Annotated in this window: 27 protein-coding genes; 13 read left to right on the top strand and 14 right to left on the bottom strand. The window is 62.0% G+C overall.

What is annotated here, in order from left to right; translation table 11 throughout:
* Window positions 1–11: 11 nt before the first annotated feature.
* From QMO80_RS30485 to QMO80_RS30440, 10 genes are all read right to left on the bottom strand, one after another.
* Window positions 12–1,214 carry a pyridoxal phosphate-dependent aminotransferase gene (locus QMO80_RS30485; protein WP_283201289.1) on the bottom strand — a complete coding sequence of 401 codons (1,203 nt, stop codon included), beginning with the start codon at window positions 1,212–1,214 and terminating at the stop codon, window positions 12–14.
* 62 nt (window positions 1,215–1,276) lie between these two features.
* Window positions 1,277–2,044: a 5-oxoprolinase subunit PxpA gene (locus QMO80_RS30480; RefSeq protein ID WP_283201288.1), complete on the bottom strand. Its 768-nt coding sequence runs from the start codon at window positions 2,042–2,044 to the stop codon at window positions 1,277–1,279.
* Window positions 2,045–2,065: 21 nt separating this feature from the next.
* Window positions 2,066–3,061, bottom strand: coding sequence for a biotin-dependent carboxyltransferase family protein (locus QMO80_RS30475; protein ID WP_283201287.1), 996 nt, complete (start codon window positions 3,059–3,061; stop codon window positions 2,066–2,068).
* A complete protein-coding gene (pxpB, locus tag QMO80_RS30470) occupies window positions 3,058–3,765 on the bottom strand; it encodes a 5-oxoprolinase subunit PxpB (RefSeq protein WP_283201286.1) in 708 nt (235 codons plus the stop codon). The genes QMO80_RS30475 and pxpB overlap by 4 nt, the downstream gene beginning before the upstream one ends.
* Entirely contained in the window at window positions 3,762–4,187 is a 426-nt protein-coding gene (locus tag QMO80_RS30465; RefSeq protein WP_283201285.1) for an acetyl-CoA carboxylase, read from the bottom strand. The genes pxpB and QMO80_RS30465 overlap by 4 nt, the downstream gene beginning before the upstream one ends.
* The gene (accC, locus tag QMO80_RS30460; RefSeq protein ID WP_283201284.1) at window positions 4,184–5,578 is read right to left on the bottom strand and encodes an acetyl-CoA carboxylase biotin carboxylase subunit; all 1,395 of its coding nucleotides are present in this window, start codon (window positions 5,576–5,578) and stop codon (window positions 4,184–4,186) included. The genes QMO80_RS30465 and accC overlap by 4 nt, the downstream gene beginning before the upstream one ends.
* Window positions 5,578–6,009 (bottom strand): acetyl-CoA carboxylase biotin carboxyl carrier protein subunit, encoded by a 432-nt coding sequence (locus QMO80_RS30455; RefSeq protein WP_283201283.1) that lies wholly within the window; start codon window positions 6,007–6,009, stop codon window positions 5,578–5,580. Before QMO80_RS30455 ends, accC begins: the two co-directional genes overlap by 1 nt.
* Window positions 6,010–6,207: 198 nt before the next feature.
* Window positions 6,208–6,498: a type II toxin-antitoxin system RelE/ParE family toxin gene (locus QMO80_RS30450; RefSeq protein WP_064829160.1), complete on the bottom strand. Its 291-nt coding sequence runs from the start codon at window positions 6,496–6,498 to the stop codon at window positions 6,208–6,210.
* A complete protein-coding gene (locus QMO80_RS30445) occupies window positions 6,486–6,764 on the bottom strand; it encodes a CopG family ribbon-helix-helix protein (protein WP_283201282.1) in 279 nt (92 codons plus the stop codon). The genes QMO80_RS30450 and QMO80_RS30445 overlap by 13 nt, the downstream gene beginning before the upstream one ends.
* 95 nt (window positions 6,765–6,859) lie before the next feature.
* A complete protein-coding gene (locus QMO80_RS30440; protein WP_283201281.1) occupies window positions 6,860–7,930 on the bottom strand; it encodes a LacI family DNA-binding transcriptional regulator in 1,071 nt (356 codons plus the stop codon).
* A gap of 222 nt (window positions 7,931–8,152) precedes the next feature.
* Here QMO80_RS30440 and QMO80_RS30435 point away from each other — a divergent pair, with 222 nt between their 5' ends.
* The 7 genes from QMO80_RS30435 (at window position 8,153) to ppk2 (ending at window position 16,111) form a co-directional block, all read left to right on the top strand.
* On the top strand, window positions 8,153–9,106 hold the full coding sequence (locus QMO80_RS30435) for a sugar phosphate isomerase/epimerase (RefSeq protein ID WP_283201280.1): 954 nt from the start codon (window positions 8,153–8,155) through the stop codon (window positions 9,104–9,106).
* 57 nt (window positions 9,107–9,163) lie between these two features.
* Complete coding sequence (locus QMO80_RS30430) at window positions 9,164–10,396, top strand: ABC transporter substrate-binding protein (RefSeq protein ID WP_283201279.1); 1,233 nt, start codon at window positions 9,164–9,166, stop codon at window positions 10,394–10,396.
* Between the two features lie 92 nt (window positions 10,397–10,488).
* A complete protein-coding gene (locus tag QMO80_RS30425) occupies window positions 10,489–11,376 on the top strand; it encodes a carbohydrate ABC transporter permease (protein WP_283201278.1) in 888 nt (295 codons plus the stop codon).
* Window positions 11,376–12,260 carry a carbohydrate ABC transporter permease gene (locus QMO80_RS30420; RefSeq protein ID WP_283201277.1) on the top strand — a complete coding sequence of 295 codons (885 nt, stop codon included), beginning with the start codon at window positions 11,376–11,378 and terminating at the stop codon, window positions 12,258–12,260. The genes QMO80_RS30425 and QMO80_RS30420 overlap by 1 nt, the downstream gene beginning before the upstream one ends.
* A gap of 7 nt (window positions 12,261–12,267) precedes the next feature.
* The gene (locus tag QMO80_RS30415; RefSeq protein ID WP_283201276.1) at window positions 12,268–13,350 is read left to right on the top strand and encodes an ABC transporter ATP-binding protein; all 1,083 of its coding nucleotides are present in this window, start codon (window positions 12,268–12,270) and stop codon (window positions 13,348–13,350) included.
* Window positions 13,351–13,434: 84 nt separating this feature from the next.
* Window positions 13,435–15,087, top strand: coding sequence for a GMC oxidoreductase (locus tag QMO80_RS30410; RefSeq protein WP_283201275.1), 1,653 nt, complete (start codon window positions 13,435–13,437; stop codon window positions 15,085–15,087).
* 109 nt (window positions 15,088–15,196) lie between these two features.
* Window positions 15,197–16,111, top strand: coding sequence for a polyphosphate kinase 2 (gene ppk2 / locus QMO80_RS30405; protein WP_065092655.1), 915 nt, complete (start codon window positions 15,197–15,199; stop codon window positions 16,109–16,111).
* A 119-nt stretch (window positions 16,112–16,230) separates the two neighbouring features.
* Here the strand turns inward: ppk2 and QMO80_RS30400 are convergent, their stop codons facing one another.
* Window positions 16,231–17,106: an aldo/keto reductase family oxidoreductase gene (locus QMO80_RS30400; protein WP_283201274.1), complete on the bottom strand. Its 876-nt coding sequence runs from the start codon at window positions 17,104–17,106 to the stop codon at window positions 16,231–16,233.
* Window positions 17,107–17,202: 96 nt separating this feature from the next.
* Between QMO80_RS30400 and QMO80_RS30395 the strand changes: the two genes are divergently transcribed.
* On the top strand, window positions 17,203–18,114 hold the full coding sequence (locus QMO80_RS30395) for a LysR family transcriptional regulator (RefSeq protein ID WP_283201273.1): 912 nt from the start codon (window positions 17,203–17,205) through the stop codon (window positions 18,112–18,114).
* Window positions 18,115–18,184: 70 nt separating this feature from the next.
* Here the strand turns inward: QMO80_RS30395 and QMO80_RS30390 are convergent, their stop codons facing one another.
* Window positions 18,185–18,379, bottom strand: a complete 195-nt coding sequence (locus tag QMO80_RS30390) for a hypothetical protein (RefSeq protein ID WP_071092481.1) — start codon at window positions 18,377–18,379, stop codon at window positions 18,185–18,187.
* Between the two features lie 74 nt (window positions 18,380–18,453).
* The gene (rpsU, locus tag QMO80_RS30385; protein ID WP_283201272.1) at window positions 18,454–18,684 is read right to left on the bottom strand and encodes a 30S ribosomal protein S21; all 231 of its coding nucleotides are present in this window, start codon (window positions 18,682–18,684) and stop codon (window positions 18,454–18,456) included.
* A 632-nt stretch (window positions 18,685–19,316) separates the two neighbouring features.
* On the opposite strand from rpsU, the gene QMO80_RS30380 reads away from it, so the two are divergent.
* The 5 genes from QMO80_RS30380 to QMO80_RS30360 all read left to right on the top strand — a co-directional run bounded on the left by QMO80_RS30380 (window position 19,317) and on the right by QMO80_RS30360 (window position 24,019).
* A complete protein-coding gene (locus tag QMO80_RS30380; protein WP_283201271.1) occupies window positions 19,317–20,033 on the top strand; it encodes an Ig-like domain-containing protein in 717 nt (238 codons plus the stop codon).
* 169 nt (window positions 20,034–20,202) lie between these two features.
* Complete coding sequence (locus tag QMO80_RS30375; protein ID WP_283201270.1) at window positions 20,203–20,391, top strand: hypothetical protein; 189 nt, start codon at window positions 20,203–20,205, stop codon at window positions 20,389–20,391.
* Between the two features lie 373 nt (window positions 20,392–20,764).
* Window positions 20,765–22,261 (top strand): DUF4173 domain-containing protein, encoded by a 1,497-nt coding sequence (locus QMO80_RS30370; protein WP_283201269.1) that lies wholly within the window; start codon window positions 20,765–20,767, stop codon window positions 22,259–22,261.
* 46 nt (window positions 22,262–22,307) lie between these two features.
* On the top strand, window positions 22,308–23,012 hold the full coding sequence (locus tag QMO80_RS30365) for a response regulator (RefSeq protein WP_283201268.1): 705 nt from the start codon (window positions 22,308–22,310) through the stop codon (window positions 23,010–23,012).
* Complete coding sequence (locus QMO80_RS30360; protein WP_283201267.1) at window positions 23,012–24,019, top strand: sensor histidine kinase KdpD; 1,008 nt, start codon at window positions 23,012–23,014, stop codon at window positions 24,017–24,019. Before QMO80_RS30365 ends, QMO80_RS30360 begins: the two co-directional genes overlap by 1 nt.
* Window positions 24,020–24,094: 75 nt before the next feature.
* Here the strand turns inward: QMO80_RS30360 and QMO80_RS30355 are convergent, their stop codons facing one another.
* Window positions 24,095–24,694: a TetR/AcrR family transcriptional regulator gene (locus tag QMO80_RS30355; protein ID WP_283201266.1), complete on the bottom strand. Its 600-nt coding sequence runs from the start codon at window positions 24,692–24,694 to the stop codon at window positions 24,095–24,097.
* Between the last annotated feature and the right edge of the window lie 25 nt (window positions 24,695–24,719).

Below are 24,719 nucleotides of genomic sequence, written 5' to 3'. Positions count from 1 at the left end.
CGGCTGCCCGCTCAGCGCATATCCTTGCAGAACTGGGCGATCCGCGCGCAGCCCTCGCCGAGCTTTTCCATGCTTGTCGCGTAGGAGATGCGAAAGAAGGGGCTCATTCCGTAAGCAGCACCTTGCACAGTCGCGACATGATGCTCCTCCACCAGACCCATGACGAAGTCGACGTCGGTCTCGATCTTTCGCCCGCCCTTGCTGGTTTTGCCGATCAGCCCAGAAATATTGGGATAGATGTAGAAGGCGCCCTCGGGCCGATGGCAGCGCAGCCCTTCTACCTCCGACAATTTGTCGAGGACGAAGTCGCGTCGCGTCTTGTAGATCGCCGCCCGCTCCTTCAGCAGGTCCTGGGGCCCGTCAAGCGCCGCGGTCGCTGCCGCCTGGGTCAGCGTCGCAATGCCGCCGCCATTCTGGCCGTTGACGTTGCTGACGGCGGAGATCAGCTCTTTCGATCCGGCGCAGAACCCGAGGCGCCAGCCGGTCATCGCATAGGCCTTGGAGACGCCGTTCATCGTCAGGACGCGGTCGTATAATCTGGGTTCGACTTCCGCGATCGTGCAGAATTGAAAATCGTCATAGACCAGATGTTCGTAAATATCGTCGGTCATGATCCAGACGTTTGGATGGCGCAGCATGACCTCGGCAATGGCGGCCATCTCCGCCCGTGAGCAGGCTGCCCCGGTCGGATTGTTCGGGAAATTCAGGAAAAGCCATTTGGTGCGCGGGGTGATCGCCGCCTCCAGATCCTCTGCCCGCAGCTTGAAGCCGGTCTGCTCGTGGCAGGGCACGGCGACCGGCACGCCGCCGGCGAATTTGACAATATCGGCATAGCTGACCCAGGATGGCGTCGGAATGACGACCTCGTCACCCGGATTGCAGGTTGCCAGCATCGCATTGAAGATCACCTGCTTGCCGCCGCCCGAGACGACGATCTGGCTGGCATCGTAGTCGAGATTGTTGTCGCGCTTGAACTTCCTGATGATCGCGGCCTTGAGGGCCGGCGTGCCGTCCATCGGCGGATATTTCGTATCCCCCGCGAGAGCCGCCGCATGCGCCGCTTCGATCGCGTGTGTCGGGGTAGGGAAATCCGGCTCGCCGGAGGAGAGGCTGACGACTTTGATCCCCTTGGCGGCCAATTCCCGGGCGCGCTGGGTCATGGCGGCGGAGGCGGATATGGAGACGTTTTTCAGGCGGTCGGCGATAACGGACATCGACGTGATCCTTCGATGAGGGATTGAAAACGAGAGACCGCCCGCAGGCGATCGGGATTGCGTTATTCGGCGAGTTCGGCGGCAGGTGCGAGGGTCGCGCCCGTGGCTTCGATCTCGGCGCGCACGATGCCGGCAAGCTCAAGGGCGCCCGGCGTATCGCTGTGGACGAGAATGGAACGTGCCGGCATGGCGATCACGCCGCCGTCGCCGGTCTCGACGCTGCCGTCGAGGAGGAATTTTCGGACGCGGGCGCGCACGGCGGCTTCGTCCTTGATGACGGCGCCCGGGAGCCCGCGCGCAACAAGCGTGCCGCCGGCGTCATAGGCCCGATCCGCGAGGAAGAGCGCCAGCGTTTTCAGGCGCGCGCGTTTGGCGGCCCCTTCTATCTCGCTGCCCGACGTGACGAAGACGACGAGATTGGCGTCGACGGTGGCGATCGCGTCCATCATCAGGTCGGCAAGCATTGGATCGCGGTTGACCATATTGCCCATGGCCGCATGGAAGCTGATATGGGAGACGGCCACCCGCTCGGCTCTGGCAATCGCCATCAGCGCGCCGAGCTGGTAGAGCATCTGCTGGCGGAGCTCGTCCGCCTGAAAGGGCATTTCGCGCCGGCCGAAGCCCAGCCGGTCAGGCAGGCCGGGATGGGCGCCGATGCCCACACCATTCAGTTTCGCCAGCCGCACCATGCGCCCCATCGTATCGGGGTCGCCGCCGTGGAAACCGCAGGCGATATTGGCCGAGGAGACGATTTTCATCATCGCTTCGTCGTCGCACAGCCGGTAGGGACCAAATCCTTCGCCCATGTCGGAATTCAGATCGATTTTCATCAGTTCCTCCTTTCGCTCCGCTTAGGCGATCGCCTTCAGCGCACGCTTGACCATCCCGGATGTCAGCCTGACATCCTCGACATAGCGGGCGACGGCCTGTTCGACCGCGCGCGCTTCCGCATGCGTCGAGCGAATGAATTTCAGGCGAGCGCCGGTGCGGGCCTGCCCGAGCCGCCAGAGGTCGCATTCGATCACACCGGCGATCTTCGGATAGCCGCCGGCCGTATTTGCATCGCTCATCTGCACGATCGGTTCGCCGCCGGGCGGAACCTGGATGACGCCGGGCACGACGCCGTGAGAGCGCATCTCGATGGAGGCGGTCGGCGTGATCGGCTCGCCGGACAGACGGTAGCCCGTGCGGTCGCTGCGCGAGGAAATCCGCCAGGTCTGGCCCCAGAAGGCTTCGCCGTCTCCGGCGAAAAGACCATGCTCGCCGGCAGGCAGGGCGCGGATCGGCAGCGCCCCATCGACGGGAGCCGGGAAGACGTCGCGCAGTGCCACGGCCGGCTCGATGACCGCGAGGCCCGTGGCCGGCAGCATGGCAATCTCCAAGTCCTCACCGACCGCGATCCGATTATTTTTCGCCAGCGGCCGGCCGGCATTACCGCCAAAGCCGCCGCGCAGCGACGTGCTGCGCGACCCCATGACAACTGGAATATCCAGCCCGCCGCCGAGCGAAATATAGGCGCGCGCCAGCAGCGGGGGCTGCTTCAGTTCGAGAATCTGTCCGGGCTCTGCCATATAGGCGCACCAGGGAATGAGTTCCGATCCCTCGAGGCGAGGATGACCGTCGGCGCCGGTCACGGCAAAGACGGTGCGCCGCTCGAAACGCAGGCGGAACGGGAAGGTCTGCACCTCGATCACAGCCGCATTTTCGTCATTGCCGACGAGAATATTGCCGATCCTGACCGCCAGCGGATCCATCGCGCCGCTCGCCGACACGCCGATATCACGATAGCCGGGGCGTCCGAGATCCTGCACCGTGTTGAAGGGCCCGGTTTCCAAGATTTCGATCATAGCTCGATCCTTGCCGGCAGGAACCGCACCGTATCTCCGGGCGCCATCATGGCGGGGGTCGGCGCGGTTGGGTCGAACATCTCAAGCGTCGCAAAACCGATGGAGTTCCAGCCATTGGGGCCGGTCAGCATGGCAACGCCGGTCTGCATGCCGCCGATCGTCACGCAGCCCTTCGGCATCTTCAGCGACGGCACGGTCTTTCGCGGCATGTAGATGCGTGGATCGAGGCCGTGCAGATAGCCGAAGCCGGGCGCGCTGCCCAAGGCGAAGACCCGGTAGGTCGCTTCATGATGGATGCGGACGACCTCGCGGTCGCTTAAGCCCGAAAGATCGCAAAGGGCCGGAAGATCGCTCGCATGTTCGCCGCCGTAATGGACTGGGATCTCGATAGTCTTGCCGTTGAGATCGATGCTCTGCGCATTCTCCCATGCCTCCAGCAGCCGGACGACCACCGCATCGGGATCCTCGGGCGTCTCCTTGAAGATCACCAGCAGGTTGGTCATCCCGGGAATATTTTCGGCAAGGTCCGCCCAGCTTCTCACCGTCTGAGACAGGGCCCATATCCGCCGCTGCGCGATGAGATCGAAATCGCCCGGCGCCTCGAGCAGGAAGGATCTGGCCCCGATCGAGGAAACCCGCGCCCGGCCTTGGGTAGCCGGAACGATTTCGCGTTGCGAGGCATGTCTGTTCGTCGTGGCGATCATGATGGCAGCTCGATTTCGAACAGAGGATCACCAAAGCCGACCAGGGCGTCAGGTTCGGCGAGCAGGCTGGTCAAGACACCGGAATGGCCGGCGCGAAGGGGAAGCAGCACATGCCCTACCCTGATGAAGCCGAGGACATCGGCATCGGATATTGAGCGCGGCAGAGTTTGAGGCGTGACGGCGGCGGCCGGATGTTCGGCGCAGAAATGCCCCGCCAGCGGCGCCTTCACGACGACAGCTGCAAAGTTCGAAGCGCGGGGTGCGGCTGCCGGCACGCTGATGCGGGCGCCGCCCTCCCCCGAAATGACGATGCGAATCTGTCCATCCGGGCGGGAGATTTCGAGGCCCTCCACGCCGGCGGCCGTCAGCGCGTCGGTGAGGAATGCAATGGTGCCGGGATCGCTGAAGTCGATGGCGCTCATGCCGCCGCCCTCCGTAGCTTCAGCCAGTGTTCGAGATAGTGGATATCCGTCTCACCGCGCGCGAATGCGTGGTCCTCGAACAGGGCGCGCAGGAAGGGGATATTGGTGGCGATGCCCTCGATCTCGGTGCCGGCAAGCGCCTCGCACATTCTGGCCATCGCTTTCGCCCGCGTCGGCGCGTGGACGATCAGCTTGGCGATCAGCGAGTCGTAATAGGGCGAGACCCTGTAGCCGGGATGGATATGCGTATCGACGCGGATGCCCGGCCCCCGCGGCAAAGCGAGATGCGTGACGACACCGGCCGACGGCAGGAAGGTATCGGGATCCTCGGCATTGATGCGGCATTCGAGAGAGTGCCCCTCGCACGTCACATCGCTCTGGGCGAGATTCAGAACCTCGCCCTGGGCCGCCCTTATCTGCGCCTGGACGATATCGACCCCGCTCGTCAGTTCGGTGACGGGATGCTCGACCTGAAGCCGCGTGTTCATCTCGATGAAATAGAAAGCGCCGTCCTCATAGAGGAATTCGAAGGTGCCGACGCCGCGGTAGCCGATCTGGCGGCAGGCCTGCACGCAGGCCGTGCCGACCGGCTCGATGATCTCAGGCGCGATCCCGGGCGCCGGCGCCTCCTCCACCACTTTCTGATGGCGGCGCTGCATCGAGCAATCCCGGTGGCCCAGCCACACGGCATTGCCGTGATCGTCGCAAAGGACCTGGACCTCGATATGGCGCGGGTGCTCGAGGAATTTTTCCATGTAGAGCGAGGGCGAGCCGAAGGCCTTGCGCGCCTCTTCCCGCGTCAGCGCGATCGCTTCATGCAGCTGATCGGCTTTCAGGACGACGCGCATGCCGCGCCCGCCGCCACCGCCGGCCGCCTTGACGATGACGGGATAACCGATCTCCAGCGCGATGCGCTCGATTGCTTCAGGGTCGTCGGGCAGCGCGCTGTCGGGGCCGGGAACGCAGGGAACGCCGGCCACCATCATCGCCCGCTTTGCCGCGATCTTGTCGCCCATGGTGGCGATCGATGAAGCCGTCGGGCCGATGAAGGTCAGTCCGGCCTTTTCGGCCGCGCCGGCGAATGTGGCATTCTCAGACAGAAAACCGTAACCGGGATGGATGGCGCCCGCGCCGGTCAGGCGTGCGGCGAGAAGGATGGCATCCTGATTGAGATAGCTCCTGCCTGCAGCCGACGGGCCGATGCAGAGAAAATGGTCGGCGGTCTTGATGTAGGGCGCTTGCCTGTCCGCCTCGGAGCAGATGGCGACCGTCTTCAGGCCGAGTTCGCGGCAGGCACGCTCGATCCGGGCGGCGATCTCGCCGCGGTTGGCGATGAGGACGGTGTCGAAACGGCGTCCTGAGGCAGCGGATTGTTCCAACTTTTCCGGCATCAGGCGATCTCCGCCAAGAGGTCGCCGGTCTCGACCTCGCCATTGTCGATATCGGTGAGATGCGTGATGCGCCCGGACCGCGGCGCGGCGATCGTGTTGAAGACCTTCATCGCCTCGATGATGAAAAGGGTCTGCCCCTCCTCCACCGCGTCACCGACCGCGACGAACGGCGGCTCGCCGGGCGCCGGTGCCCGATGCAGCACGCCGAAGACGGGCGCTTTCACCGCATGGGAGGTTTGCTCAGGCCTCGAAGGCGCATCGGCGACAGGACTGATCGCCGCTTGCGGCTTTGGTGAGGGCTCGGCAATAGCGGCCTCTGCCGGCGACGTGCGGAAAATCCGAACCGTCACGTCCTTTTCCGTCACGCTCAGCTCGGTAATATTCGATCGTCCGACAAAGTCGATCAGCGTCTTGATCTTCGAGAGGTCCATGTGCGTGCTCGGAATTTCAAAATTCCACCGTGCAGACCTGAAGTCTCAGATCGCCCGGCGTTGTGATTTTCGTAGCACGACGTATGGGCTGATGGGGTCAGACGAAGTTTTGATGGAGCGCAATCCGCGCCCTATCGGGGCATGTCGCCGGACGCTTATAACTTCCCAACCGACAGACGTGGACCCTCGGAATCCTGATCAGAACCCTGCTTCCTTCTGGTGCCGCACGGCGAGGATCGTCAAAATGTCGCCATCCACACGATAACGCGCGACGTATCCGCTCTCTCCGAAATCGATGAGCCATTCCCGATATTGCTCGGGCAAGTTTTCGATGAGGCGTCCCATATGGGGATGCGTGCCGAGGAGGCTCACGCCTTTGAGAATGGTTTCGCCTGCCCGCTTGGCGACCGACGGGTTTTTCGGCCGCAGGAACTCCCGCAGCCGCTTGAGGTCGCGGATTGCGGCCGGAGAGAAGATTACTTGCGGCATTCGGGGGCGGACGACTCGTCGTCAGTTCCCCAGGTCGAAAGCCACTTTTCGACCTCGACGCCGGTGACGTGCAGTCCCGTCGCTTCAAATTCCTTCCAGGCGTCAAGCGTCTCCTGCCGCAGCGTCTCGCGCTTCTCCTCGCGCTCGACATATTGCGCAATAGCTTCACGCATGATCCAGTGGGACGAACGGCGGCGAGCCTCGGCCAGTTGTTGGACGCGGCCCTTCAGCTCATCATCGAGCTTGAGCGAGGTCGGCGATGCCATGATGCCTCCTTAGTCAGAGGTAATACCTGACGCTAATTTAGGCTTCATCGCTGTATTTGTCCATGAATGAATTCAATGAAGCGGTTCACGCATCGTCAAGTCTTCGGAGGGGCGATGCTCTCCCGCAGGATGAGCTTGCTGCGGACGATGGTGCGCACGGAGTCCGCGTTTTGCCTCTGGCCAATGGCGTCGAGCAAGAGTTCCACCGCCGCGCGTCCCATCTCTTCCACCGGCTGTTCGATCGTCGAGAGCGGTGGCGAGGAGAATTCGCAGACCGGGGAACCGTCGAAGGAAACGACGGACAGATCGTCGGGAATGCTCAAGCCGGCGCGCTGGATGCGGCTGAGGAATGAAATGGCCATGTCATCGCTGGTGGCGATGACCGCCGTTGGTTTCTCGGCCAGCTCTGCGAAATCGTCTGCCGCCTGCACGCCGATATCGAAACCGTGTTGATAATCGAGACGGCCGCCCGAGCGATGCACTGCTTCCTTCGACAGGCCGGCTGCCTCAAGCGCTTCGAGCACGCCGCCATAGCGTTCGACGTCATGATAATTGCCTTCCGGTCCCGCAAGGTAGAAGAACCGCCGATGGCCCAAGCGGATCAGCTCGGCGGTGACGTCGCGCACAGCCTCGCGGTCGTTGGTGATGACGCTTTGCAGGCCCGCATCGCTCATGTCGAGCAGCATCGAAACGATCGGCAGGCCGGAATTTGACAGCGAGCGCCCATCGACCTCCGGAAGCTTTGACGACAGGATGATGGCTCCTCGCACGCTGCCGCCGAAAGCGAGGTCGAGAATGTGCCGCTCGGAAATCTCGTCGCGGTCGAGGTTGGCGATCATCAGGTTGTAGCCGCCCTGGATCAGCGATTTGTTGATGCTCTGCAGGACCTGAGGAATGATCTGCGAGACGCCGTAATAGAGTGATCCGGGCAGGATGATCATGATGATGTTGGATTTGCCGACCCTGAGGCCCCGCGCCATTGCATTGGGCGTATAGCCGAGCTGCTTGGCCGCCGCGTTGATCTTGGCACGGGTCTTCTCGTTGACGCGCCCGGGATTGGCGAGCGCACGGCTGACCGTCGATATCGCAACGCCGGCCAGCCGTGCGACATCGGCCATCAACGCGCCCGATTGATCCTCGCCGACCACATCCTTGTTTTTATTCACGTTTATTTCTTTCCCTCGGATGCTTCGATTTGCAACTTTAAGACAGGCAATGGTCTATAGCAAACGTTTGCCAAAAATCGCTTGCCAAAAAAAACGCCTTAGCTATCATCTCTTCATGGCAAACGATTGCCATTTCTTAATGCGTTGAAAATCCATGGCTTATGGGATGCGGAACTGCCCTTCCGCATGCCGGTAAGTCGTGCCTCGAGAAATGGATAGATTATGGCTACTGGCGGCAGGTTACGTTTCGGCGTCGATCTCGTGACGTTCTTTGATCCGGGCTTCTGGGGCGTCGACAGCTATGATGCGATCGTCGCCTATGCGCGCGCCGAACCGCGCGCCTTCTGGGACAAGATCCTCGACAGCGTCCAGGCCTCCGGCGTCACCGGCGTCGAGCTGACCTTCTCTCCCTTCAACTGGCAGGATGCGATCAAGACCTATGGTTCCGTCGATGCTTTCGCCGCCGAATTGGCAAAACGCGCTCTGACGCTCTGCAGCGGCTTCTTCGCGGAACTGGAGGCGGCCGGCGACTTTGCCGAGCCCGAGGCCCAGCGCGCGCTGATCGATAAGGCGGAACGTTATGCCGATTTTCTGAAAGCCTGCGGCAGCGACATCATGGTGATCGGCGCGCCCTTGCGTCAGACACTCGGCGCCCAGCCGGTGCAATTTTACGATTTCGACCGCGCCAAGGTGATCGCCGATTTTCTGAACCGGCTCGGCGCGACCCTTTACGCCAGGGGCGTGCGACTGGCGCTGCACACCGAAGCGCATTCGATCTTTGCCGCCGCGCGCGACGTCGACCTGATGATGCTGCTGACCGACCCTGCCTATGTGCATATGTGTCCGGATACGGCCCATATTATCGTTGCCGGCTCCGACCCCGTGCAACTCGTCGATCGCCATCACGAGCGGATGATTATCGCCCATTGGAAGGATGCGATCGGTCCGATGCCGGCCGATACTCCGATCGACAAGCACATTCACGAACGCCATCAGCCCTATTTCTGTGGTTTCGGCCTCGGGCGGGTCGACTGGCCTGCCTGGATCCGGCTGCTGCGCGACCGGGCCTATGAAGGCTGGGCGATCCTCGAACTCGATGCCGCGCCGGATCCCGTCCGCGACATCGCCAACGGGCTGACGCTCGTCCGTCAGGCGCTCCTGCCGATCTATCGCTGACTTCATTCCGAAGATGACGAACGCCCCGCCAAGAGGGCATTTTCAAGAGGTGGAACAATGAAAACCATGATGAAGCTTTTTCTTGCCGGCGTGGCATTCGCCGGCCTCTTCGCCGCCGCGCAGGCCGAGGACAAGCCGACGATCGAGATGATGTCGTCCTGGACCTCGGGCGGCGAGGCAGCCGCTCTCAATGTCATCAAGACCGAGTTCGAAAAGCGTGGCGGTGTCTGGAAGGATTCCTCCATCGCCGGCTTCGGCGCGGCCGATGCCGCCTTCCAGAACCGTATCGTCGCCGGCGATGCGCCTGGCGCCAAACAGGGTGTCATCGGCCTCGCCGCCGCGGATTTCGTCGGCCAGGGTCTGTTCAACCCGATCGACGACGTCGCGGCCGCCGGCAAATGGGCCGATGCTCTGCCGAAATCGATCCATGATCTCATCTCCTATGACGGCAAGGTCTATCTTGCGCCGACCGGCGCCCATGGCGAAAGCTGGGTCTTCTATTCCAAGGAAGCCTTCGGGAAGGCCGGCATTGCAGAGGAGCCCAAGAGCTGGGACGAATTTTTCGCCGATCTCGACAAGCTGAAGGCCGCCGGCATCGTTCCGGTCGCCTGGGGCGGTCAGCCCTGGCAGCAGACCAAGGTCTTCAACATGATCCTGCTCTCGCAGGTCGGGACCGACGGTTTCCTGAAGATCTATGTCGACAAGGACAAGAGCGAGGCCTCGGTCGAGGGCGTCAAGAAGACCCTCGAAATCCTCGGCAAGCTGCGCGGCTATGTCGATGCGGGGGCGGCCGGCCGCAACTGGAACGACGCGACCGCCATGCTGATCACCGCCAAAGCCGGCGTGCAGTTCATGGGCGACTGGGCCAAGGGCGAATTCACCGTCGCCGGCAAGGAACCGGGCAAGGATTATGGCTGCATGATCGCGCCGGAATCCAAGGGCATGGTCTATATCGCCGACTCCCTGTGGTTCCCCAAGACCAACAATGCGGCGACCGACAAGGCGCAGAAACTTCTCGCTGAAGTCGTCATGGATCCGGCCGTCCAGGTCGAATTCGCCCTCAAGAAGGGCGCGATTCCGATGCGCTCCGACGTCGACAAGTCGAAGCTGGATGTCTGCGCGAAGAAGGGTGCCGAGCTGATGGCCGCCGGCGCCATCGTGCCGGACCAGGCGATCGTGCTCACCCCGCAGCAGGTCGGGGCGCTCGACGATTTCGTCGACGAATATTGGAGCGGCGGATCGAACGATGCGGCCTCTGCGGCTGAGAATTTCTTCGCCGTCTTCGAATAGAATAGTGCCTGCGGCGTCGGCCTGATCCCGGCGCCGCGGCAGCCGCCGCTGCCTCGCGCGGTGTGCCCCGCTTTCCGTCAACGAGCTGGCCGATGCCCATCAAACGCAAACCCAATCTTGCCGCCACCATCGCCCTGCTGCCGACTTGGTTCGCCGCGGTCGCGGTCTTCATTGGCACCATGGCCTGGTCGATCCGCCTGTCCTTCACCAACTCGACGCTTTTTCCATCCTCGACCTATGTCGGATTTGCCCAGTATTCGAAGCTGTTCTCTTCCGCCAAGTGGCTGGCATCGCTGCAGAACGTGTTGATCTTCGGCATTCTTTACGTCGCAGGCTGCCTGCTGCTCGGCTTCCTGCTGGCCGCCGCACTCGATCGTAAGATCCGCTTCGAAAGCGCCTTCAGGACCATCTTCCTCTATCCCTACGCCATGTCATTCGTGGTGACCGGGCTGATCTGGCAATGGATGCTCAATCCGACGCTCGGCATTCAGGCGAGCGTGCGTTCGCTCGGCTGGGAAAGCTTCGTCCTCGACTGGGTCGTCAATCGCGACATGGCGATCTATGCGCTGGTGCTTGCCGGCGTCTGGCAGGGCGCAGGGCTGGTCATGGTCATTGCGCTTGCCGGCATGCGCGGCATCGAAGCCGAGCAATGGAAGGCGGCGCGCATCGACGGCATCCCCGTCTGGCGGATCTATGTCTCGATCATCCTGCCACAGCTCGGGCCGGCGCTGGCGGCTGCCGGCATGCTGCTCGCCATGGGCGTGATCAAGACCTACGACATCGTCGTCGCCATGACGAATGGCGGCCCTGGCAATGCGACGGAGGTGCCGGCGAAATTCATCATGGACAATCTGTTCGGGCGCCAGAACCTCGGCCTTGCCACGGCGGGCGCGACGGTGCTCGTCCTCGGCGTGGTCATCGCGGTCGCGCCGTTCCGCTATGCGATGCACATGCGCGCCAGAGCGAAGGGAGCCGCGTGATGGCCGGTCTTCATCCAAACGGCCCGAAGCCGGCCCGCCTCACCGCCGGGCGCATCGGCCTCTATGCCTTTCTCGTCGTTGCCGCGCTCTTCTTCCTGCTTCCGCTCTACACCATGGTCGTCACCTCGCTGAAATCGATGGACGAAATCCGCTTGGGGCAGATCTTCGCTCTGCCGGCCAAGCTCGATTTCTCCGCCTGGGTTACTGCGTGGTCGGGCGCCTGCATGGGAACCGTCTGCGTCGGCATTCGCAGCGGCTTCTGGAATTCGGTGGCAATCAGCCTTCCCGCGGTCGTGCTCTCGGTCTTCATCGGCGCCGTCAACGGCTATGCGCTGTCGCTCTGGCGGCCGCGCGGGGCAAACCTCCTCTTCGGCCTGCTGATGGCCGGCGGCCTCATCCCCTACCAGATCTTCCTCTATCCGATGGTCCGGGCGATGGCGAATATCGAGCTCTACAATTCGCTTGCCGGCATCATTCTCGTCCATGTCATCTTCGGCCTGCCGCTGGTGACGCTGCTCTTCCGAAACTATTTCGTCAGCGTGCCGGAGGAGCTCTGCAAGGCGGCGCGCGTCGATGGCGCCGGCTTCTGGCGCATCTTTTTCGAGATCATGCTGCCGATCGCCGTGCCGATGGTCGTCGTGGTCTCCATGCTGCAATTCACCGGCATCTGGAACGATTTCCTGCTCGGCCTCGTCTTTGCCGGGCGCGACAATCTGCCGATGACCGTCCAACTCAACAATATCGTCAACACCACGATGGGCGAGCGCACCTACAATGTGAACATGGCGGCGACAATCCTGACCGCCATCGTTCCGCTTGCCATTTATTTCCTGTCCGGCCGCTGGTTCGTGCGCGGCATCGCCGCCGGCGCAGTCAAGGGGTAACGCTTTCATGCAATCCGCCGTCACCGTCAAGGATCTGAAGATCGCCTATGGCCACCATACGGTGATCGAAAAAATGTCGATCGATATTGCCCCGCAGGAGTTCCTGGTGCTGCTCGGCCCTTCCGGCTGCGGCAAGTCCACTCTGCTGAACGCCATTGCCGGGCTGCAGGACATCGTTGCCGGCGAGATCTGGATCTCGGGCAAGAACGTCAGCTGGGAGGAGCCGAAAGATCGCGGCATCGGCATGGTCTTCCAGTCCTATGCGCTCTACCCGCGCATGTCGGTGCGCAAGAACCTCTCCTTCGGACTTCGTGTCGCCGGCCTGCCGAAGGGCGAGATCGAAGCGCGTGTCGCCCGCACGGCCGCCCTCCTCCATCTCGACACGCTGCTCGACCGGCGCCCGGCCGAACTGTCCGGCGGCCAGCGCCAGCGTGTCGCCATCGGCCGGGCGCTGGTGCGCGAAGTCGATGTCTTCCTCTTCGACGAACCGTTGTCGAACCTCGACGCCAAGCTGCGCAACGAATTGCGCGTCGAGATCAAGAAGCTGCATCAGCGCCTCGGCAACACCATGATCTATGTGACCCATGATCAGGTCGAGGCCCTGACGCTTGCCGACCGCATCGCCATCATGCGCGACGGCGTCATCCAGCAGCTTGCCTCGCCGGCCGAGATCTATCGCCGCCCGGCCAATCTCTTCGTTGCCGGCTTCATCGGCGCGCCGGCAATGAATTTCATCGAAGGCCGGATCGAGCGCGGCGGCGCCTCGCCGGTCTTCCGGAGCAAGGGGCTCGCCGTCGATCTTTCCGGCTATTCCTTCGGCCTTGCCACGGCGGAGGGACCGGCAACGCTCGGCTTTCGCCCGGAGCATCTGGTGCTCGACGGGACGGCAAGCGGCCTGCCCACCATTCCCGGCCGCGTTTCCGTCGTCGAGCCGATGGGGTCGGATGCCGTCGTCTGGTTCGACTGGGCCGATCAAAGCCTCTCGCTGAGGTTGATGGGCGACGTGAGCCTGCTACCCGGTGACGCCCTGGCTCCCGGGCTCGATATCGCCAAGGCGTCGCTCTTCGGCGCCGACGGATCGCGGCTCTGATGCGCTGCCCCTTTGTTTTCTCGCAATTGCCGGTGAGCTGCGCGCCGTTTTGAGCAATTGCTCCAGGACAGGATTTGGAAAGACATGTCTGAGATCGTCTATGATGCGCTGGTGATCGGCTCCGGCGCGGCGGGCTCCTTCGCGGTCAAAGAGCTGACGGCCCAGGGGCTGTCTGTCCTGCTGCTCGAAGCTGGTCCGGCGGTGGGGCTCGCGGATTTCGACCCGGCGCGCAAGAAGGCGCCCGCCAGCAGCATCAATATCTGGGAGCGTGCCCGCGCCACGATCAAGGGTCAGCCGATCCAGGCGCGCGCGGCCTTCTTCACCGAGCGCTTCAGCCACTTCTTCGTCAATGACCGCAAGAACCCTTATACGACGCCGAAGGGCGAGCCTTTCCTGTGGATCCGCGGCCGCCAGGGCGGCGGGCGCCTGCACAGTTTCGGCCGCGTGCTGTTGCGCTGGACGGACGATGATTTCAAGATCCGGTCGCGCACCGGCAAGGGTGTGGACTGGCCGGTCTCCTATGACGCACTCACGCCTTTCTACGACGAGGCGGAGGCCTATCTTGGGCTCTACGGCAACAAGGATGATGTAGCGACCCTGCCGGACGGCGTCTATGCCAAACCGGCCAGCCTGACGCCCGCCGAACAGATATTCAAGCAGGCGGTGGAAAGCCGCTGGCCGGAGAGGTATGTCGTCTCCTGGCGCTACATCGCGCCGGATGCCGAGCGCATGCCACGCCCGCTCAGGGACGCCAAGGCGACCGGCAGGCTGACGGTCCGCTACGACGCCGTCGTTCGCCGCATTACCACCGACGAGAAAACCGGCCGCGCCACCGGCGCCGAATTCATCGATCGCAATACGGGAGAAGTATCGACGGCGCGTGCCGCGACGGTGGTTCTTTCCGCCTCGCCGATCGAGAGCGTGCGGCTGCTGCTGAATTCGGCTTCGGCAAGACATCCTGACGGGCTCGGCAACAGCTCGGGCGTCCTCGGCCGCTATTTCATGGATCAGCTTCCCTGCCTCGCCTTCGGTTCCTTTTCGAAGGCGAAGGGCTGGGCGCCCGACGAATCCGCTCCGACCGACCCGTTCTACAATCCGTCGGGCGGGATCTTCATACCCCGCTTCGGCGAGGGCGACGCCGCCCGCGGCGATTTCGACTACCAGGGCAGCGTCGGCCGGGCGCCGGTCTCCGGCGACGCCGATGCGCGTCTCGCCTTCTTCGGCTTCGGCCGCATGCTGCCCTATGCCGACAATCGCATCACGCTCGATGTCAGGCGCAAGGACGCCTGGAACATTCCCGTGCCGCATATCCGCTGCGCCATGCAGGCCGAGGAGCAGGCGCTGCTTCGCCGGCAGGAGGAGACGCTGATCGCCATGATCAGGGACGTCGGCGGTGAGCTCGAATTCATCGGTTCGCCCACCGGCCTCAAGGAGATGGGCAAGGGCGCCTTCCCCGATGCCGATGCCTTCAGCCGCTTCATGTTCCGCACATGGTTCCGCAAGACGATGTGCATGGGCGCGGCAATCCATGAAACCGGCGGGGCGCGCATGGGCGAAAGCCCGGAGGCTTCGGTGCTCAATCCCTATAATCAAGTCTGGGACGCCCCGAACCTCGTCGTCACCGACGCCAGCGCCTTCCCCGGAAGCGGCATCGCCGGCACGACGCTCACCGTCATGGCCTTGACGATCCGCGCCTGCCGAAACCTGGTGGACCGATACCGGGCGGGGCAGCTTTAGGGCGCGCTTGGAACGAGAGGCGCGAGCAACCGTTTCAGCTCGATCAGTGGTCGTCATATAACCTTCGCACTGACATGCTCCTGTCAACAAACGCAGGAAGGAAAAAACCATGTCGCAATCACATCAGGACCAGCTTAACCGGATAAAGGCCGAAATCGCCGACAGCTTCGATGAGGAGTTGGAAATGCAGATGGAGGAGGACCGGCTGGACGATCTGGTCGCCGAGGGAATGTCGGAACCGGCCGAGCAGACGCTCGAGCGAAAGATCTATTTCCGGGAACTCTTCCGGTTGCAGCACGAACTGGTGCGACTGCAGGATTGGGTTCAGCACAAGAAGCTGAAGGTGGTGGTGCTTTTCGAAGGCCGCGATTCGGCCGGCAAGGGCGGCGCGATCAAGCGCGTCACCCAGAGGCTCAACCCGCGCGTCTGCCGGACCGTCGCTCTGCCCGCCCCGACCGAGCGGGAGCGCCATCAATGGTATTTCCAGCGCTATGTCCCGCACCTTCCCACAGCCGGCGAAATCGTGCTCTTCGACCGAAGCTGGTACAATCGCGCCGGTGTCGAGCGGGTGATGGGGTTCTGCACTCCTGATGAACTCGAGGAGTTTTTCCGCTCGGTGCCTGAATTCGAACGCATGCTGGTCCGTTCCGGAATCGTGCTGATCAAATATTGGTTTTCGATCACCGATGAGGAGCAGGAATTCCGCTTCAAGATGCGTATTCACGATCCGCTGAAGCAGTGGAAGCTTTCACCGATGGATATGGAAAGCCGTGTCCATTGGGAGGAATATACCAAGGCCAAGGAAGAAATGCTGGCGCGTACGCACAGCAAGGATGCACCCTGGTGGGTGGTCCAGGCCGTCGACAAGAAACGGGCGCGTTTGAACTGCATCGCCCATCTTCTTGAGCAGATCCCTTATGAGGATGTTCCAAAACCCGACATCGAGCTGCCGGATCGCATCCGCCATGCCGACTACAACAGGGCGCCGGTTCCGCCCGAAATGCACGTGCCGGAGCGCTATTGAGGCATAACCGTACCGGTCTTCACGGCCGGAGATGACGAGCGCTTTCCAGCGTCGCTGATGCTTTCGGCTTCGCGACACCAGGTGTGGAGCGTGGTGTCGCGATAGCTCGCGGCCTACGATTAGGCGGCGATGCTCCCGATTTGGTCGAGTTCGTCGATAGCCTCATCCGGCAGAACAAGCCCGGCGGCGGCGAGGTTCTCCCTGAGATGGCCGACGGACGAGGTGCCGGGGATCAGCAGGATATTCGGTGCGCGGCGCAGCAGCCAGGCGAGCGCGACCTGCATGGGCGTCGCATCGAGGCGTGCGGCGACATCGGACAGGGTGGAGGACTGCAGCGGGCTGAAGCCGCCGAGCGGGAAAAAGGGCACATAAGCGGTGCCCTCGCGAGCGAGTGCGTCGATCAGGCGATCGTCGGCCCGATGTGCGAGATTATATTGGTTCTGCACGCAGGCGATCTCGGTGATTCCGCGCCCTTCGGCAATCTGCTTCGATGTGGCGTTGCTTAAGCCCACATGACGGACCAGTCCCTGCCGCTGGAGGTCGGCCAGCACCGTCACGGGTGCTTCAATCGACCCTTCGGCAGGGCCATGAACGTCGAACATGATTCTGAGGTTGACGACGTCAAGCACGTCCAGGCCCAGATTACGAAGATTGTCGTGCACGGCCGCCGTCAGCTCTTCGCGCGAGAAAGCCGGAATCCAGGATCCGTCCGTGCCGCGCCGCGCGCCGATCTTGGTGACGATGACGAGATCGTCGCGATAGGGATGGAGCGCTTCGCGGATGATCCGGTTGGTGACGTGCGGGCCGTAGAAATCGCTGGTGTCGATGTGGTTTACGCCTGATGCAACCGCCTCGCGCAGCACGGCCAAGGCCGCGCCGTGATCCCTGGGCGGGCCGAACACGCCGGGCCCGGCAAGCTGCATGGCGCCGTAGCCGAGCCGCTTCACGCTGCGGTCACCGAGTTTGAAGATTCCGGACTGATCGATGATGGACATGATCTCACTCCTTTCAAGAGGTGACCCCAAGATAGGCGTTGTCGGCGCGCGTGATAATTCGGTACAATCCGCACAGGCCGTGCGGAGTGGCGAACAGTGAAAGTCGATCTGGGGGATCTCAACGCCTTTGTTGCCGTGGCGCGGGCCGGTGGTTTCCGCGAGGGCGCACGTGCAAGCGGTAGCAGCGCCTCCTTCCTCAGCGAGGCGGTGCGCCGTCTGGAGGCCGAACTCGGCGTCAGGCTCTTCAACCGCACGACACGCAGCGTCGTCCCGACCGAAGCGGGCAAGGGTTTGCTGGAGCGGCTCGGCCCGGCGCTGACCGAGGTGGAGTCGGCGCTCGACGTCGTCAATGGGTTTCGCGACAGGCCGGCCGGATCGCTGCGGCTCAATGTCCCGGTCAGTGCCGCGCGGCTGGTGCTGCCCGCCATCGTTCCACCGTTCCTCGCCGCCTATCCCGACATTCGCCTCGAGGTGATCGCCGAGGAGAGTTTCGTCGACGTGCTCGCCGCCGGCTGCGACGCCGGCATCCGTTATGATGAGCGGCTGGAGCAGGATATGATCGCCGTGCCGATCGGGCCGCGTGTTCAGCGCTTTGCCACCGCAGCCTCCCCCGATTATCTCGACCGCCATGGCCGGCCGCAGCATCCGAGCGAACTCCTCGACCATGCCTGTCTGCTCGGCCGCTTTGCCAGCGGCGCGCTGACGACACCCTGGGAGTTCGAACGGGACGGCGAAGTGGTGCGGGTCGACCCTTCGGGGCCATTGATCGTCAGGGTCGGCGGCGCGACCGATCTGACCGTCGACGCAGCGATAGCGGGCACAGGCATCATCTGCGTTTTCGAGGACTGGCTGCGTCCGCATTTTGAGAGCGGCGCCCTGGAGCCTATCCTCGAGCCGTGGTGGCAGCGCTTTTCCGGGCCGTTCCTCTATTATCCCGGACGGCGGCTGGTGCCGGCGCCCTTGCGGGCCTTCATCGATTTCGTCAAGGCCTCGACCAAGCAGGCTTGAACAGCGCTTTCATGCACCGAGGTCAATGTTCCGCATATTCGGGCACTGACACATCTATTGCGCTTGTTCCTCAATGCACGCTTGGGGTTTCCATCACGATTGCGAAGTCTTCAGCGACCAGTTCGCTGACGGCGATGAGGATTTCCTCGCGGGAAAAGCCTGAGGTCAATGCGCGTTGGATCAGATCCTGCAGATCCGGCTCCACGACATCGCGGCAATCCTCGAGGCGTTCTTCTGAAACGGTGAGGCTATTCAATTCGTCCATCGTCTGTCCTTTCCGGAGAATGTAACCGTCGAATCTTGGCAAGGCCGGCCGTGTGCACTTTGGCTGCAATTGCTCTAACGGGCGGCCGTCCGCTTCGGCCCGGCGATCAGGCCTTCACTCTGCAACTTGCGTGCCGCCTTGCGCTGCCGGCTGATCGCCTGTGTCTTTTCCCTGACGCGCCGTTCGGAGGGCTTCTCATAGGCGCGCCGTTCCTTCATTTCGCGGAACAGGCCCTCGCGCTGCATTTTCTTTTTCAAAACTCTGAGGGCTTGATCCACGTTGTTGTCTCTGACGAGTACTTGCATTTCGAATTCTCCTTTTTCGTAAGGTATGCTGAGCGCTCAGCCGAGCTGCTCGGCGATCAGCGCCTGCAATTCGCCGCCGGCGAGAAGGCAGGGAGACGGCTTCCACGTCTTGGCAGTGCGGCGGACGGCTTCGTCACGCTCCCGCGGGTTGGCCACCGCAACCGCGGTGGCTGTTTTGTATCGTTCAAAAAAATCCTTTACCGGCGATTGCCGGCCTCATTCGATTGTTGTGGGTTTGACCATCGCGCTGCCCCAAGGGCGCGTCGATTCAGCCGATGTACAAGCGTCTCGTTCCCAAGCCGCGACGGCTTCGATTTCCGCTTCAGCCCTAAAATAGTCGTCGGAGAACGTGATTGCAACGGATAGAGCGGAATGGCTCGGTTCGGCGCCGGGAATCGCCCTTAGATATATTCGTTGCGGATCTTCAAGTTAACCGGGTATAGATTTAGTCGGATTTTCTTCAATTTGGCTTGAAAATGAAAATATTCCGCCGGGAATGAAGCAATGCCGATATCGGGGACGACATTAACCTTTCATTAAATAAGCTATTGACTTGCAGTATTAATAGGTTGTTAAAGGGGCCGCTTGCTGAGGTCAAAACTGACCCGTCATAATAATTTAAGGAGAGAGCGATGGCTTCGCCGATACACGCAACCGATGATAGTGCAACATTTCTAGAAACCGACGTTATTTCAGGAAATCTGCTTTCCAACGATTCGTCCGACAACGGCCACCTGTTCCTGCGCGCCTTCGACGGCGCGACGGTTAACGCCAAGGGCGGCAACAGCCAGATCACCGAGATCCAGGGCGACTATGGCACGTTCTTCGTCAAGCCGGACGGCAGCTACACCTACGTCCTGAGCGATGCCGCCAAGATCGGCTTCGCCAACGGCGAATCCTATCAGGAAAAGGTTTCCTACAAGATCTCCGACGGCAGCGGTCATACCGATGTCGGTCTGTTCACCCTGAACATCCAGGGCGTAACTCAGATCAAGCCGGTCGCTGTCGACGATACCTTCAGCTTCACCGAGGGCCATGCCATCGGCGGCAACGTTCTGGACAACGACATTGCCGGCGACAACGGCAAGATGTTCCTCCGCCAGTTCCTGAGCACGCAGGTCGACGCCAAGACTGACGCCGTTACCGACGTTGCCGGCACCTACGGCACCTTCCATGTCAAGTCGGATGGTACGTTCACCTACGACCTGAACACCGATCTGGTTGCGGGCGAGACCTACACGGAAGTTCTCCGTTACTACAAGATCTCCGACGGCGAAGGCCACACGGACACCGCCAAGGTGACGCTCAACATCACCGGCACGGATTTTGACTCATCCCATATCGTTTGATCGACAACGATAGATCAGGGAATACAACGCCCGCCGCGCAATCGGCGGGCGTCTTCGTCTATCCGCCTGCCTTTTAGGCGAAGTTTGGCTGGACCGCTAAAATAATTATTTTTAGCTAGTTCTTATATACTCCGGGGAAGGGTAGTCTCGAAGTTCGGAGGACACGCCCTTGACCGAACACATCGAACCCAAACACATTGAGACCGATGATCTGACGAAAGTCTGGTCGGTGACCGAGTTCTGCGCTCGCCATCGGATAGATGCCGAGGAACAGGCGCTGTTGCTCAAACTTTTCGGGCCGTTCGCGACAGCCTGCGAACTGCTTCACAACGCCAAGCGCGCACCACGATTCAGATGAGCCCGTCTCTATTCCCTCATTGATCTTCTCACCAATGCCAACTGGTCGTTCGGTGAACGAGGCTGCGCCAGATATCGCTTGATTGGGCGACGCCCGCCGGCGCGCTTTTCGCAAAGCCTTTCCGTATCTTTCGGGCCGCGGGCGATTCCTGAATAGCTCCTCACCTTCTGCACAAAATCTGCAATCCGGCGCGGCATCTTCCCGCCATGAGCAAGAACGACATTCCGCCCCATCCCGCACCCTGCGTTTTGCCGAAACGCCTGCGCAATGACGGGTGGTGGCTTGCGGACAGGCCTCAAGACGCCCCCGCCGCGGCGAGGTTGGGAAGCAGGCTCATCGTGATCGAAACGCAGCATTTGCAAGAGGAGCAGCCATGGATACAGCCGATACTTTGACAGAACCGATGCCCATCAGACGCGGCAGCGGCCGGACCGTCGCGCTGCTTGCGCTCGTGGCACTTGCGGATTTTCTGATCTTTGGCCAGGAGCTCGGGATAAACCTTTTCCTTTTTTCGCTCGCCCTCTGCGCCGGCATTCTGCTTTCGGCCAGGAAGAGGGCTCGATTTTCGATCGCGGCTTTCCTGCTCGGCCTCTCGGTTCTGGCGTCGGCGCCCCTGATGGAATCGCCTTCGTTGACGGGCGTTGCCCTTTGCCTCGGCGCGCTGATGTCGGTTGCGCTCGTCAGCGCCAGGCTCCTGCCCCGCCGCCTGCCCGCCCTGCCCCCGGTATTCTTCCGTTTCGCCCTCGTCATTCCCCTGCGGCTTGCCGAAGATATCAGGAAGTCTCTTGCGACACCGGGAAAACGTTTCTCGTTCACCGCGCTCCGACAGGGCATCGGCCTCTGGATCATGCCGATTGTCCTCGCAGCGGTCTTTTTATCTCTGTTTGCAGCTGCGAACCCGCTTATCGAAATCGCGCTCCGCAGTATTAATTTTGCCGCGCTGCTGCAGTTTTTCGACCTTTGGCGGATCGGCTTCTGGATGATGATTGCCGTCGTCGCCTGGGCGATGTTGCGGCCGCGCCTGAAGCGTCGCGCCAGGAGGTTGCAGGCCGGCAGGACCTTCATGATCGTGCCGGTCAAAAACGCGCCGTTCGGCCATGCCTCGCTGCTGCGGTCGCTCGTCCTGTTCAATGCGCTCTTTGCCGTGCAGACGCTTCTCGATCTCGTCTATCTCTGGGGTGGCGCAGATCTGCCAGAGCACATGAGCCATGCCGAGTATGCCCATCGCGGCGCCTATCCGCTGATTGCCACAGCGCTTCTTGCCGCAGCTTTCGTTCTCATCGCCATGCGGCGCGGCGGCCCCGGCGATCACAGCCCGCTGATCCGCGGCCTCGTTCACGCCTGGATCGGCCAGAATATCTTGCTCTGCCTGTCGTCGATGCTGCGGCTTGGTCTCTATGTCGAGGTTTATTCGCTGACCGAACTGCGTGTCGCCGCCGGCCTCTGGATGGGTATCGTCGCCATCGGCCTTGTCTTGATCCTGCTGCGCATTCTGCTCAACCGATCCAATGCGTGGCTGGTCGCGACGAATCTCGCCTCCCTTCTTATGGTTTTCTACATCAGCTCCTTCATCGATTTCCCTGCTTTCATCGCCCGCTTCAATGTCGCCCACAGCCAGGAGATCAGCCAGGAAGGCCCGCCGCTCGACCTTTCTTATCTCTCCTCGCTCGGCCCCTCCGTCATTCCGGCGCTTGACCTCTACCTCCTTAAATTGCCGGACCACCTGATCGACCAAAGAAACGAAGCAGTGACAGTTCGCTACGACCTCGCCAGGAATTTCGAGATGCGCCGGCGCGACTGGCGGAGCTGGACTTTCCGGGCGGCGCGGCTGGAAACCTATCTTCTGTCTCCTGCAGCCATTGCAAGATAGAACGAGAACGATAACAACAGGCACGGCAAACAACGCAGGACCGGTGATGGCGCCCCGCATTCTCGTCGTCGATGACGAACCGCATATCCGAGATGTGATCTGCTTTGCCCTCGAGCGCGCCGGTATGACGCCGATCGCGGCGAGCAACGGCACCGAGGCGATGATGGCCTTCCGCCGCGGCAACATCGATCTCATCACCCTCGATATCGGCATGCCCGACATGGATGGTCTGGAGGTCTGCCGCCAGATCCGCAAAACTTCGGGTTTACCGATCCTGTTTCTTTCGGCGCGCGACGAGGAGATCGACAGGGTCCTGGGGCTCGAAATCGGCGGGGACGACTACGTCACCAAACCCTTCAGCCCGCGTGAACTCGTCGCCAGGGTCAAGGTGATCCTGAAGCGCAGCGGTAATGAAGCGGGGCCTGACAGGCGCCGCGCCACCTTTGTCGCCGGCGAACTCAGCCTGGATCGCCATGGCAGGACGGTCATGTTCGGCTACAGCGCCATCACGATGACGGTGCTCGAATTCGCCATCCTGGACGCGTTATTGTCACGCCCCGATATGGTCTTCAGCCGCGAACGTCTGATGGAGGCGGCCTATGGCGCCGGAACCTATGTCGCCGATCGGACGATCGACAGCCATATCCGCAACATCAGGGCCAAATTCCTGGCCGCCGGCGGCCAGGGGATCATCGCGACGGTTCACGGCATCGGCTTCAAACTCGGCGGTGAAATCGGGAGGAAGGCCTGATGCCGGCGCCGAAAGTCAGGACGAAATGGCGCCCGACGCTGGCGCTGATCGTCTATGTCGTGCTTCTCGCCGTCATGGCGCTGCCGATCCTGATCGTCATATGGTTTCGCGCCATGGACGTGAGTTCGAACCGGATGGCGCCGGCGGAAATCGGGGCGCTTGCCGTCGTCGCCATGCTGACGCTCGGCATCGCCTATGTGCTGACGCGCACCATCACCGGCCCGATCGACGCCTTGATCGCCCGCACGGAAGAGATCGCCCGCGGCGGCAAGGGGGCAATCCGGCCGCTTGAAAGCTATGGAACGCGCGAGATCGCCATCCTGTCGCAAAGCTTCCTCGATCTCGCCGGAAAACTGGTCGATCGCACCGAATATGTCGGCTCCTTTGCCGCCCATGTCTCCCACGAACTGAAATCGCCGCTGACCGCCATCCGCGGTGCGGCGGAGCTTCTGCGCGACGACGATGCCGAAAGGCCGATGACGAAGGCCCAACGTTTGCACTTTCTCGACAATATCGTCGCCGATGCGGCCCGGCTCGATGCGCTGTTGCAGCGGCTGAGAGAGCTTGCGCAAGCGGAAATCCCAGTGATCGAGGGCAAAAGCAGCGTGATGGACATCCTGCCTTCGCTGCGCGGGCAATTCCCCGCCCTTGATATCTCAGGCAAAGGCGATACCGACATATCGGTTGCTCTCCCCCGGGAAGCAGCCGGCATCGTCTTTGCCAACCTCGCCGAGAACGCCCTTCAGCATGGCGCCACGCTGTTGGAGCTCAGCGTGTCAGCCGATGCCCGAACAACCATCATTCTTGTCCGTGACGACGGCGGCGGTATTTCCGAGGCAAATCGTCAGCGTGTCTTTCAGCCGTTCTTTTCAACCCGCCGCGAACAAGGCGGCACCGGCATGGGCCTCGGCATCGTTCGCGCCATGCTGAGCGCCTATGGTGGTACGATCCGCCTGCTGCAGACGGCCGGCGCGGGCGCCGAGTTCGAAATCACCATACCCGTGTAATTCTCTTGTGATTGGGAATCCCACGTTGAGTTAGAGGCCTTTCGGGTGCCGAACGCATGCTCGCAAGCAAGCGGATCAGTTGTGCGGTTTTATTGCCGCCAACGCCGCCTGCGCGACAATATCAGCGATGCGTTCGGACAGCGCCGGGTCGGAAACGGCGCGCGCAAGGGTGACGCCGCCGCTCAGCATGGCGAGAAGCAGGATCGCCTGATCTTCTTGGCTCATTTCGGATCGGCCCTCTATCTTGTGCTCCGGCAGGCCGGCGGCGACTTCTTCGACGAGGCGTTTGATCTCAGCCGTGTAGGCGCTTCGCGTTTCCTTATCCGCGCGCATCACGTCGGGCGAAAGGCTCGGCAGAGCACAGCTTTCGCCCAAATCGCAGGTTCTTTTATAGCCGAGATAGTAGCTGACGAATGTCGGCAGCCAGTCTTTCGGCTGATTGGTCTTCAGCGCGGCGATTCCCTGCCGCAGCTCTTCGAGCCCTTCCAGCACAGCTGTACGAAAGGCTTCGGCCTTCGATTTGAAATGTCCGTAGAAGGCGCCGTTCGTCACGCCGGCAGCCTTTGTCAGCGCGTCGATTCCGGCGCCGCCATAGCCGTCCTTGCGGAAGACCTGTCCCGCAGCGGCGATAACGCGGGCCCGGGTTTCCAGTTTGTGTTCAGCGCTGTAACGCATGAAAACCTCATTTAGAGAGCGATCC

Source organism: Rhizobium sp. BT03 (assembly GCF_030053155.1).
Taxonomy (GTDB): Bacteria; Pseudomonadota; Alphaproteobacteria; order Rhizobiales; family Rhizobiaceae; genus Rhizobium.
Note: the sequence above shows the minus strand (reverse complement) of the source record. Positions and strands in the feature narration are given on the sequence as shown.